This window comes from Bifidobacterium longum subsp. longum JCM 1217, from assembly GCF_000196555.1.
In the GTDB taxonomy this organism is placed as follows: domain Bacteria; phylum Actinomycetota; class Actinomycetes; order Actinomycetales; family Bifidobacteriaceae; genus Bifidobacterium; species Bifidobacterium longum.
The window spans coordinates 2,193,335-2,205,380 of the sequence record NC_015067.1 but is presented as its reverse complement, the minus strand read 5'-3'; the positions used below and the strand labels follow the sequence as shown (position 1 = coordinate 2,205,380).

Annotated in this window: 8 protein-coding genes; 3 read left to right on the top strand and 5 right to left on the bottom strand. The window is 61.2% G+C overall.

The annotated features are described in order from the left end of the window. Nucleotides 1-18 precede the first annotated feature (18 nt). Both BLLJ_RS11565 and BLLJ_RS09450 read right to left on the bottom strand, forming a co-directional pair. Nucleotides 19-396: a variant leucine-rich repeat-containing protein gene (locus tag BLLJ_RS11565; RefSeq protein WP_007052935.1), complete on the bottom strand. Its 378-nt coding sequence runs from the start codon at nucleotides 394-396 to the stop codon at nucleotides 19-21. Next, nucleotides 387-1,034 carry a hypothetical protein gene (locus BLLJ_RS09450; protein WP_007052934.1) on the bottom strand — a complete coding sequence of 216 codons (648 nt, stop codon included), beginning with the start codon at nucleotides 1,032-1,034 and terminating at the stop codon, nucleotides 387-389. The genes BLLJ_RS11565 and BLLJ_RS09450 overlap by 10 nt, the downstream gene beginning before the upstream one ends. Nucleotides 1,035-1,350: 316 nt before the next feature. On the opposite strand from BLLJ_RS09450, the gene metG reads away from it, so the two are divergent. Beyond that, complete coding sequence (gene metG / locus BLLJ_RS09440; RefSeq protein ID WP_032737588.1) at nucleotides 1,351-3,216, top strand: methionine--tRNA ligase; 1,866 nt, start codon at nucleotides 1,351-1,353, stop codon at nucleotides 3,214-3,216. Nucleotides 3,217-4,253: 1,037 nt separating this feature from the next. Here the strand turns inward: metG and BLLJ_RS09435 are convergent. Beyond that, nucleotides 4,254-5,330 carry a hypothetical protein gene (locus tag BLLJ_RS09435; RefSeq protein ID WP_013582993.1) on the bottom strand — a complete coding sequence of 359 codons (1,077 nt, stop codon included), beginning with the start codon at nucleotides 5,328-5,330 and terminating at the stop codon, nucleotides 4,254-4,256. Between the two features lie 177 nt (nucleotides 5,331-5,507). After that, nucleotides 5,508-7,034, bottom strand: a complete 1,527-nt coding sequence (locus BLLJ_RS09430; RefSeq protein WP_007055046.1) for a C1 family peptidase — start codon at nucleotides 7,032-7,034, stop codon at nucleotides 5,508-5,510. Nucleotides 7,035-7,258: 224 nt separating this feature from the next. Here BLLJ_RS09430 and BLLJ_RS09425 point away from each other — a divergent pair, with 224 nt between their 5' ends. Both BLLJ_RS09425 and BLLJ_RS09420 read left to right on the top strand, forming a co-directional pair. After that, complete coding sequence (locus BLLJ_RS09425) at nucleotides 7,259-9,487, top strand: glycoside hydrolase family 127 protein (protein ID WP_013582992.1); 2,229 nt, start codon at nucleotides 7,259-7,261, stop codon at nucleotides 9,485-9,487. A 27-nt stretch (nucleotides 9,488-9,514) separates the two neighbouring features. Next, nucleotides 9,515-10,480: an AraC family transcriptional regulator gene (locus tag BLLJ_RS09420; RefSeq protein ID WP_050496022.1), complete on the top strand. Its 966-nt coding sequence runs from the start codon at nucleotides 9,515-9,517 to the stop codon at nucleotides 10,478-10,480. Nucleotides 10,481-10,651: 171 nt separating this feature from the next. Here BLLJ_RS09420 and BLLJ_RS09415 read toward each other — a convergent pair whose 3' ends face one another. Then, nucleotides 10,652-11,809, bottom strand: coding sequence for a LacI family DNA-binding transcriptional regulator (locus BLLJ_RS09415; RefSeq protein ID WP_007054120.1), 1,158 nt, complete (start codon nucleotides 11,807-11,809; stop codon nucleotides 10,652-10,654). Between the last annotated feature and the right edge of the window lie 237 nt (nucleotides 11,810-12,046).

The following is a 12,046-nucleotide window of genomic DNA, read 5'->3' as shown; positions in this document are numbered from 1 at the left end:
CCGGCGATTATCTCCCCGTTACGCTTCCATCGACTCGAACAATATTTCCAACGCCTGCCGGACCCCGGGCCCACCACGCTGCGAGACCAATTCCAGCAAAGGCGCGTCGGCTTTGGGATTGGCAACCAGCCATTTACGCAGTTCGGGCACGTGATATGCGATGTGCCAGAGCACGGCAACATCCGTATCGGGCGAACATGCCACCGCGGGCGTAAGTCTGATGGGCGGTTCAGGCGGCGCGGTCATATCCGAGATTGCGCGCGATGCGGATTCGGATGAGTGTGCCGCCGCCGCGTGGCGAGGCAACCGTTGCGCCTGCCGCAAATGCCGTAAACGGTGAGCGGCATGGCGGCCTCTGCGATGGCCTCTGACAATGAACCCCCTCGTCATGCGCATTGCTCCAAAGCCGGTTCGTCCATCTCCTGCTGCACCGATTCAAAAAACATGCGTGCGCGTCCGGCGTACTTGTGATGCCGATGCTCCTTGACGATTTGCAGACAGTCGTTTGGCCGAAACTGGTACGCGGACATCAGCTGGCACACCAGTGCGTTGACGGTGGAAGGATCGGGGATGTCTTCAGGACTCATCACCAGGTCGCAAGCCGTACGGGCTGGCGTGGTGACAGGCAGCCCGCCGAGCTTGATGATTTGCTCCGGCAACGTCAATCTTTTGAATACGCGGATACGGCGGCTGACGGATGCCGAGCGGAAGTGCGATGTGGAAATCACGTCTATGGTACTCGGAAAGTCGGGGCCTCCCAGCCATACCCAAGCGGCGGTCATCGAACACACCACAGTGCCAAACGGGGCGACCTCCGCGACGATTTTCGCGCGACCATACAGTGTGCCCGAATGCTCGATCCAGTAGCCGGCGGAATCGTCGAGCTTATGTAACGTGCCGAAGGCGGCCAGACGGTTAAGGCTGAGCGGTCCCGGCAGATCCTTGGTAAACAGTATCGGCGGCACCGCAGGTTGCGCGGTTGCCGGCGAGGCGACTGTTGTGATGTCCGTCATCGGACCTGCTGTGATATCCATGACCGAACAATATGCAGAAATGCGGCTTGCGCGCCACCGGATAGGCGAAAACGGTGGATAAGTGCATAACTTTACTAGGTGCGCAAATGATGTGGATAACTCGGTGGATATTGGCAGGCGGAAGTGTGTGCGGATGTGCGTGGGCGTGCGTACGGATGGGTGCGCGGATACGTGTGCGAATGCGTATGTGGATAAGCGCGCAAGAGGTGTACGGATAAGTATGTGGGGAAGTTGCGGGTGGATAGGTGAGTGGGATGAGGATGGCGGCGCGGCAGCTATCCGGGCGTGTCCCCGCCGCGCCGGATAATCAAGCCTTATGAGTCATGTTTTGGTGAATGTTGCTTGGCCGTATGCAAACGGCCCCCGTCATATCGGCCACGTCGCGGGATTTGGTGTGCCCTCCGACGTCTACGCGCGCTACGAGCGCATGAAGGGCAATGATGTGCTCATGGTGTCCGGCACCGACGAGCACGGCACCCCGATTCTCGTCGAGGCGGAGAAGGAAGGTCTCACTGCCCAGGAACTGGCCAACCGTTACAACCGCGTGATCGCCAAGGATCTGTGCGACCTCGGCCTGAGCTACGACCTGTTCACCCGCACCACCACCGGTAACCACGAGCACGTGGTGCAGGAGATGTTCAAGCAGTGCTTGGAGAACGGCTACATCTACAAGGGCACCCAGCAGGTGGCGATTAGCCCGTCCACCGGCCGCACTCTGCCCGACCGCTACATCGAGGGCGAGTGCCCGATTTGCCACGCCGAAGGTGCGCGTGGCGACCAGTGCGACGCCTGCGGCAACGAGCTCGACCCGGACGAGCTCATCAACCCCGTCTCCAAGATTAACGGCGAAACCCCGCGCTTCGAGCAGACCGAGCACTACTTCCTCGACCTGCCGGCGCTCGCCGAAGCCAACAAGGCATGGCTGGAGACCCGCAAGGGCTGGCGTACCAACGTCATCAACTTCTCGCTCGGCCTGTTCAAGGAAGTCAAGCCGCGCGCCATCACCCGTGACATCGACTGGGGTATCCCGGTGCCGGTGAAGGGCTGGATTGACAACCCGAACAAGAAGCTGTACGTGTGGTTCGACGCCGTGATCGGCTACCTGTCGGCCTCCATCGAATGGGCCCGCCGCCAGGGCGACCCGGAGAAGTGGCGCGAATGGTGGAACGACCCGAGCTGCCCGGCCTACTACTTCATGGGAAAGGACAACATCACCTTCCACTCCCAGATCTGGCCGTCCGAAATGCTGGCGTACAACGGCAAGGGCTCCAAGGGCGGCGAAACCGGCCCGATGGGTCCGCTCAACCTGCCTGAGCAGGTGGTGGCCAGCGAGTTCATGACCATGGAAGGCAAGAAGTTCAGCTCCTCCCGCGGCATCGTGATCTACGTCAAGGACATCCTCGCCCGCTACCCCGTGGACGCCGTGCGCTACTACATTTCCGTGGCCGGCCCCGAATCCTCGGATTCCGACTTCACGTGGGCCGAGTTCGTGCGCCACAACAACGAGGAGCTCGCCTCCTCGTGGGGCAACCTGGTGAACCGCGTGGCCAACCTCATCAACAAGAACTTCGGCGAGATTCCGCCGCTGGACGAGGATTCGATGACCAACGAAGACCGTGGCCTTCTGGAAGAGAGTTCCGCCGCGTTCGACGTGGTCGGCTCCTCCATCGAAACCCACCACCAGAAGCACGCCCTGTCCGAGGCGATGCGTGTGGTCGGCGACATCAACAAGTACATTTCCGCCACCGAACCGTGGAAGATTAAGGACGACCAGGCTCGTCTCGGCACCGTGCTGCACGTGGCCGCTCAGGCCGTGTCTGACGCGAACCACCTGCTCGCGCCGTTCCTGCCGCACTCCGCACAGAAGGTGTGGGAGGCGCTCGGCGGCACCGGCACCTTCTCGCCGCTGCCTGAGCTCAAGGAAGTCGAGGATCTCGACAAGCCCGGCTTCACGTACCCGATTATCACCGGCGATTACGAGCTCGGTGTGAACGTGCACCCGTGGAAGAGCGAGGCAATCGAGGTCGGCGCCATGGTGCCTAAGCCCGCACCGATCTTCGCCAAGATTCCGACCGAGGCCGTGGAAGAGGAGCTGGCTCGCTTCGATGAAGCGTTGGCTGCTCGCCGTGCCGCCGAAGCCGAACGTCTGGCCGCCGAGAAGGCCAAGCTCGCCGCCGAGTGATTCGGCATTGCTAGCTCGTAGCTGACGGGCCACCTCGCACATGAAGTGCTGCGGGGTGGCCTGTTGCCGTATGTGCGGCCAAGCCCCGACAGAGCGAGGCCGGTTGTCGGGCGGCGTTACAAGCCCGTCACAGTTTGCCAAGACTTTTCCCAGACAAGCACATCGAATCCCCAAGAAAGAGACGGTTATATAGAAGATGTCAACGGAATGAAGTTCATACCGGTGGCGAGGTTCTTCCGAACCCCATAACTGAACCCTTCTTCTCTCTTCTCTCTCACCCGGCGGCCCCTCCGCCGGGTTTCTTCGTTTTGGGCCGCATCATGCAACGCAAGTTACGCTGCTGTCCAGCTACATCCACGCCGCTCGAAGCCGTGATCCGCCACACCAAGCACGGGGCGCGGTGATTCGGAGCATTGCAGGATTCCCTCCATGCTTCCGGTTTGGGGGGTGCTGCTTGATTCCTCTACTTCCAGCGAAACGTTGCTATCGCGGTATGGTCGCATGCCTGTTAAGCATTGAAGCATCTTATCTATGCGCAGTCGGTGTCCCGGTGGTGACGGCAACCGATTGACGTGCGAACCGGGCCAGATTTCGTTGTCCCGGTTCGTGATTTTGGCCTCTTTTGGGGAACCGGGACAGACCATCCCGTGAGCGCTCAATGTATGCAAATCCAGAAGCCCGGAATTCCGCCGATGTGTGATGGCGGATATTGTGCGGTAGGGCCGAATTGGCGATTTTTCGAGGGTGTTTCTGTCCCGGTTGCTCAAAAAGAGGCGAAATGGAGAACCGGGACAACAAAATCTGGCCCGGTACACACATAAATCGATTGACGTCGTTACCAGGACATCGGACACCGTGACGTATATCGCGAACCGCATAATATGGCAGTACGCAACGCAGATGATGTGCGGATTCGCCGGACGTAACATGGCGTGTGACACACAACAGTGCCATGCGGTCGGGGCCACGCGACCAAATGGGGTGCGATGAATGGCATATGCGTTGCAGCAAGCGCGCGCAATCGTATCGATGTCAGCTCAGTGCGCCCCGGTGGATTTCCGTCGTTTCCGCCGGGCAAGTTCATTGAGCGGCGTCGCTGTCAAGGTGAAATCGAATATGGCACCTCGCAACGCCAGCTGTCGCCCGGCTCGGTAGGCGAGTTCGGCTTGAGACGGTTCATCAGCCATATTCGCGGCGGTGGCGATGAGGACGATCCAATGATGATGCCGTAACAGTTCGCGCTTGTCGTTGTCTCGCCGCCACTGGGCCTTGTCTGTGCGATGATGATCGCCGTCATATTCGATGGCGACGCGGAATTCGGGCCAAGCGAGATCGAGTGTTATCGGCTCACCATTGCTGAACGTCGCGCCGGGCACTGTGTAATTTGTCACGGCTCGTGGAAGCCCGTATTGCGTGGTTGTGATACGGGTCTCTGATTCCATCGGAGAATCCACGCGCGGTGCAATAAATTCAAGTGCGATCATGCATGTGGCTTTCGCGTTGAATTTCGGAAGTTCGCTGACCTGCCGCACAAAGTCCTGATAAATTTCGTCGGCGGTGCGGCCGCCCGATAGGCTCGGCTTGCGCGCTATTGCCGTAAGGGTTGCGTCGCCAAGTATGACCAATGATTCCAATGACATGTGAGCGGCGAGCTGCGCCCAAGTATGTACCAGATTCAGCGCGTGCACATGCTTGTTGATACGTGCATTGTGCGCGGCGCTTAGCGGTTTCCAGATGTGCGGTGTTGTTGGCGGAACGACGGCGCGTATCCGGGTGCGATGCGAGTCAGAGACGGTATGGAGCTCGGTGGCATTGAGATCGCAATCCTTGGGAAGCGGCACGGATTGCAGTATCAGCGATGTGGTCATGCCGAAGAGCACCGGCTTTCCGAGCTGTTGCGCGGCGTCCGTGCATCGTTTAAGCATTTCCCGCTTACGTTGGGTGAGGGCTTCGCTCATAGCGGGCGCAGTGGGGGTTGCCATACGCGGTGGTGAGTATGGCTCGGGCTTGACGGCGTGCGTGGACGCAGCACTCGGTGCCGCGGCATTGTTGGTCCAGCCGGGTGGTTCATCGTCGAATACGCCGGGTGGCGGGGTGGGAAATCCGCTGTTCATAACGCCACCGTAGCGTAGCGGTCGCTTGTTCGCCATGAAAAACGGGGTATGTGGTTCTAGCTTGCTGAGGATGTGGATAACTCTGTGGATAACTAAAGTGCTCCTATGTTTTGCTCACTCTGTGAGAAGTCGGCAAAACATAGGAGCACTTCAGCCGCGGCCAATGGGCGGAATATGTCAGCGGCAGCGACGGGTGAGGGGCTGCCAGGGATCGAGCTCGACTGGTTCGGTGGTGAGCAGGGCGCGGGTGGCGTCGTCGAGGTATTCCTTGCGGATGATGAGCTCGGTAACGTAGCGGTCGAACCAGGCGTCGGACATGACGTAGTAGCCGTCCTTGCCGGCGTCCTTGCCCCAGCTGTTCTCCACCTTCCAGCGGTTCGGCTTGCCGTCCTCGTCGAGGTTCACGCCGGTGAAGGTCATAGCGTGGTTGCTCGGGCTGTCGCCGTATTCGAGGCCGTGGGCCTTGTCGCCGGTGAATTCGGTGCCGAACAGCTGGTCGACGCGCACCACGGACTGGTCGAAGAAACCGTCCTTGCGCAGGGCGAACTGCGTGCAGTCGCAGGCGAACCAGATCGGGTGGCCGGCGGTGAGCTGGTCAAGCGCGGCCTTCTTGAACACGTCCAGCGGCACGTTGACGAATTCCATATCGCCAGCCTCGGCCACGTTCGCGCTGAAGCGGATGCGGTAGCGCTGGTTGAACGGGCGGTTCTTGAGCGGGGCGTTGGCCAGCGTCACGAAATCGTTGACGTCCACCGGCACGTACTTCTTGTAGAACTCAAGCGGGGTGATGCCGATCTCGCGAATCTGCGGGCGCTCGTCCTTGCCGGTTTTCGGCTTGTCGGACTTGTCCTTATCGCACTTGCAGGCCTTGGCGTCGGATTTGCCCTCGCACTTGCAGGATTCGCCGCACTTGCAGGATTCGGCCTTGCCGTCTGCGTCGGCCTCGGCCTTGCACTTGCGAGCCTCGCCCTTCTTATCCTCATCATCATCCTTGGGGCGCGCGAAGAAGTCGAACTTCTCCGGCGGTTCGCCGAGCGCCACGGCGCAGATGCGGTACACGGTGCCCATGTACTCGTCCTTCAACGCACGCAGCTCGTCCTCAGACGCCCCGGCAGCCGAACGGCGGCGCAGCTCGGCCGCGAACTCGCGCAGCTTGGAGTTGAGGTACTGCTTGAAATCGTCGGAATTGCGGGAGTTCTCGGACTCCGGATAGGCGCTCTTGGGCACTAGGCCGTACTTGTTCACCAGTGCGGCGAACATCTGCCACCAGCCACCATCGTCTGCAGGCGACTCATTGATGGCCTCGAACAGACGCGAATCGGTCGCCTCGTCGAGCGTGCGCAGCACGTTCTCCAGATAAGTGTTCGACTTCTCCATCGCGTCCCAGAAGAACAGGTAGGTCTCGGAGAACTCGAAATCCTCAAGATTCCAGCGATGCATGAGTTCGTAACGCAGCGTGTTCAGGGAGGCGAACATCCAGCAACGGCCGGAACGCTCCTGATTGGTGATCGAACCCTGCTTGAGTTCGATGGAGAAGTCGCGCGGCAGCGCACGTACGCCGCGATAGTCGGTGGCCGCCTTGAGCACGCCGGCCGAAACCGCCGCGTCCGCCGCGATCAGGTTGGCGCGGTCTTTGTTGAAGTCTTCGGTGTACGTACGCAGAAGTTCGGGTTTGATGGCCCGTGCGCTGGCGTTTGCTGTCATGATGATTGATCTTCCATTCATGTAGGCGACGTTTGTGGTCCGTCGGTAGTATAAGTCGCCGTGTATTCGTCGGGCGATTCACCGGGCGAAATCGTACGGGCGGATATGCGCCGGCGATTCCACCCCGCCAACGATTTGTCCACCTTGCTGCTCGCGCGGGCGCACGTATCATATGTACCGATACATATTGTTGACGAATGTCGCATAGTCCAAAGGAGTACGTCATGACTTCGCTGCATAGCAAGCCGCTGGCCCTGAAAAACGTCACCGTCACCGATTCGTTCTGGCGCACCGAGCAGGAACTCGTGCGCACGGCTGTGATTCCCTATCAGTGGAACGCCCTGAACGATAACGTCCCCGGCGCGGCCCCCAGCTACTGCATGCACAACTTCAAGGCCGCTGCCGCGCAAAACAAGCGTAAGGATACCCAGGGCAAGGCGTTCGTGCCGCCGAAGTACACGTTCCGCGGATTTGAGGCGCTCCCCGAAGACCCGGCCAATCCCGACCCAGACAAGTTCTACGGCTTCGTGTTCCAAGACACCGACTTCTCCAAGTGGGTGGAGGCAGTCGGCTATTCCCTCGCCCATTACCCGGACCCCGCACTGGAACAGACCGCCGACCAAGCCATCGACGTCGTGTGTGCCGCCCAACTCGACAACGGCTATCTGGACACCTGCTACATTCTGAACGACATGGATCGCGCGTTCACCAATCTGCGTGACCATCACGAACTGTACTGCCTCGGCCACCTCGTTGAAGGTGCGGTGGCCTACTACCAGGGCACCGGCAAAGACAAGTTGCTCAAGGCCGCCTGCCGTTTCGCCGATTACGTAGACGAGCGCTTCGGTCGCAAGCCGGGCCAGCTGCGTGGTTACCCCGGTCACGAGATTGCCGAGATGGCTTTGGTGAGGCTGTACGAGGTCACCGGCGAACAGCGGTACCTTGATCTGGCCGAATATTTCGTGACCGAGCGCGGCCGGCAGCCGTACATCTTCGATATTCAGGCAGACGAGAACGCAAAGCGCGACGCCGACGCCAACTACAAACCCAACACGGACCCCAACCGGTACGCCTATCACCAGGCGAACAAGCCGGTCACCGAACAAGACGAAGCCGTAGGCCATGCCGTGCGCGCCGGCTACTTCTACTCCGGTCTGGCGGACGTGGCCCGACTGGCCGACGACCAGGACCTCGCCGATGCGGCCGAGCGGCTCTGGCGCAATATCGTCGATAAGAAACTGTACGTTACCGGCGGCATCGGCGGCACGGTGGACGGCGAGGCATTCTCCTACAACTACGACCTGCCCAACGACTCCGCCTACTCTGAGACCTGCGCCGCGATTTCGCTGGCGTTCTTCGCCCGTCGCATGCTCGAGCTCGCGCCAAAGGCCGAGTACGCGGACGTTATGGAGTCGGCGCTGTACAACACCACGCTGGCCGGCATGGCGCTGGACGGCAAGAGCTTCTTCTACGTGAACCCGCTGGAAGTCAATCCGTATGCCTGCCATAAAGACAGCCGCCTGCGCCACGTCAAGCCGGTGCGTCAGAAGTGGTTCGGCTGCGCATGCTGCCCGCCGAACATCGCCCGCATCGTTGAGTCGGTGCAGGAATATGCCTACACGGTTGCCGAGGATGGCGGTACGCTGTTCACGCACTTGTATATGGGCGGCGTGGCCAAAGCTGAGTTGAATGGTACGGCTGTGGAGCTGGATGTTACGGCGAACCTGCCGTGGCAGGGCGATGGCAAGGCTGTCGTGCGCTTGGGCGGTGACGCTGCTGGCACCTCGGCTCAGGCTCCTGCTCGCTTTACGCTGGCCTTCCGTCTGCCCGGTTGGGTGGGCGATGAGTCCGCTGCTGCCGCCGCGATTACGGCCACGGGCGAGTCTGAGTCTGGGGCCGATAGTTCCCGCGTGACCCGCGAAATCCGCGACGGCTACCTGTACCTGACCGGCGAATGGCGCGACGGCGACACCGTGACGTTCGACTTCCCGATGCCGGTACGTATGCTGGCCGCCAACCCGCTGGTGCGCGAGGACGCCGGCAAGGTGGCGTTCGTGCGCGGCCCGATTACTTTCTGCGCTGAAGAAAAGGATAATGGTGCGAACCTGCACCTGCTGCACGCGGATACGGAGGCACTGCTGGCCGATCCGAGCGTGGCCAAGGTCGAGGAGTTCGACTTCCACGCCGGCGCCAAGGGCATCGACGACAAGGGCCAGGGCGAGGTGGAAGATGTGACCCGCCGCATGGTGAAGCTTGAGGTGCCGGCTTGGCGCGAGCCGTTGCCGGCTGCTGTGGCCGCCGCGGGTGAGGGCGCGGCCGAGGTTCCGGCGTTCGCACCGCTCTACGCCGTGTACGCGCCGGTCAAGCGCGAGCCCGCCACCGCCACGCTCATCCCGTACTTCGCCTGGGCCAACCGCGGCGAAAACGAAATGACCGTCTGGCTGCGCGGCTGATATTTGCTCTCGGCTACTCTGGTAGCCATGGGCATCACGACATGTCGGCTCGAAGGGCCGGTGGACTTTTACTCGGTCGGGCAGTTTGTGTCCGGACCGGGCTGGCGCCATCTGCGGCGCACCATCGACACCTTCGAGCTGATGTTCGTGCGTCGGGGCGTCCTGCCGATGCGGGTGGGGGAGCAGACCCTGCATATCGAGGCCGGCCAAATCGCACTCTTGCCGCCGAATGTGGAGCATGCGGGCGCCGACATCATCACGTCTGACGTGGACTTCTACTGGATGCATTTCAAATTGCCGGATGCGCGCATGCTCCCCGATGACGCGGGTCTGCCGCAGGATGACCATTGCCTGCTGCTGCCCGATGAACGCACCCTGCCTGACCCCGACCGGCTGGCGGTGATGTGTGGGCAGCTCATCGACATCTATGCGCGATTCGGCCCGTATTCCAACGCTTACTGCGATTACTTCGCCACCGGCCTGCTGCTGGAGGTCAGCGCGCAGGAGCGGCTGAAGGCGGACTTCGCCACCCATCGTACGCTCGCCGGCTACCGGGGCGACGGCAAGCCCATCACCAGTGCCGACCGCGTCCGGCAGCAACAGGAATGGGCCATGCATGTCGATTCGGCCGGTGCCGCTGGCGATTCGTCCGGCCTGGCGCCGATGCTGGCCATCCGCTCGTGGATTATGGCCAATGCCTTCGACGACATCACCGTGGCCAAAGTGGCCGCGCGCTTCCACTATTCACCCAGCTATCTGACCGCGATGTACCGGCGCGTGTTCGGCGTGGGTGTGGCCGAGCAGATCATCGAATATCGCATCGACCGTGCGCGCGAACTGCTGAGTTCTACCGCTTCCAGCGTGGCGGATATTGCGCGAGAAGTGGGCTACGCCGATCCCAAGTACTTCATGCGCGTCTTCAAGCGCCGCACTGGCCTGACCCCCGGCCAATACCGCGACGCTTTCCCCGCCCGCCTCTACAACACCGTGTGATTAGGGAAGGTCATGGTCCTAACCCTAGGAAAAGTGCGCATGGGCGCCACTACCACGTGGGAGCGCTGGGAACGGTTTGACGCATGCCGAAACCTCGCACGTCACGCTGCACGGCACTTGGGCAGTGGGCGCGGCAGTCGGGAATCGCCGCCCTATTTCGGCGTTTCAGCGTTACCTGTTTGCCGAACCGACAGTGGACTCGCGCGGAACCAGTGTGTATCCAATGGTGGCGCGCGTGGCCGGCATGCCAGCGGATTCGTCGGACCTGCCGTCGCCCTGGTCGCGCTGCTCCACGCGGCGGGTGATCATATCAAGCGCGAATTGGGCGAGCTGATCGAGATCCACTTGGACGGTGCTCAGCGTCGGTGTGGTGTACGAGCCGGCCGTGGCGCCGTCGAAGCCGATGACTCTCACATCGTCGGGCACGCGGATGCCGTAGTCGGCAAGGCCTCGGATTACTCCGAATGCGGCATAGTCGTTAATGCAGAAGATGCCATCGATGGCCGGGGTGCTTCCCGTTGCCCGCGTGGTGCCCGGGGAACGGGACTCAGCAGTGTCATCAGCCGATTGCGCACGAGCCTCGAGCATCGCCTCGGCGATGGCATGACCGGCTTCGATGCCGCTGTCGCTACCGTAACCAATGAAGTTCGTCGATTCGTCATACGGCAGCCCGGCATCGAGCAACGCGCCGCTGGCCCCGCGCAGGCGCAAACCGCTGGAACTTTCCACGTGCGCCAGTTCGGTTCGTGGCGAATACCCGTCGCCGACGATGGCGATGCGGTGGCATCCGCATTCGATGAGATGCTGCACTGCCGCCCGCGCACCGTCCTCGTTCGGGAAATTCACTGTATCGAACGTGGGCGTTTCCTCGCAGGCGTCAATCAGAACCAGCGGTCGGCCGTGGTTGATCGCGGAAAGCGGCACACCGGCATTCAGGCCCGAAGCGTGGATAATCTCGCCGTCGAACAACTGCCCGGAGAACGGGTTGTTGGCCAGCGCGTGTTTGGCGGCATCCGGAGAGTACCGGGTTTGCTCCACGAACGGCGTCAGCCCGCGCTCGGTGGTTTCGGTGACGAGCGATTCGACGAGTTTGGAGTAGAACGGCGAATCGAATTCGTTGACGATGATGTGGATGATGTTGCTGCGGCCGGACTTCAGCATGCTGGCCGTCAGATTGATGCGGTAATCAAGCTTTTCGGCCACTGCCAGCACTTTGGCGCGCGTGGAATCCTTAACACCCGGCTTGCCGTGCAGCGCATTCGAGGCGGTCATGGGGGAGACCCCGGCGGCTTTCGCTACGTCGCGCAATGTTGGTTTGCCGCTCGGCATAACGTCACCTCATGTTTCGCCTGTGATGGGCATTGGATCATGCCCGTAATGCTTCCAATGGTTGTAACGGTATTCACAACATCGTGTTTTGGCAAATGGTGGCTGTGTGCCGGAATCGCTGAAAATGCTGCGCTTAGGCGATGACGCGCCGAGCGTAACATGCGCTTGCTTGATATCGTTCCGGTGGAAGAATATGTAACGGTACATACGTCGGTGTGCCAAGAGGCCATGAAGTTC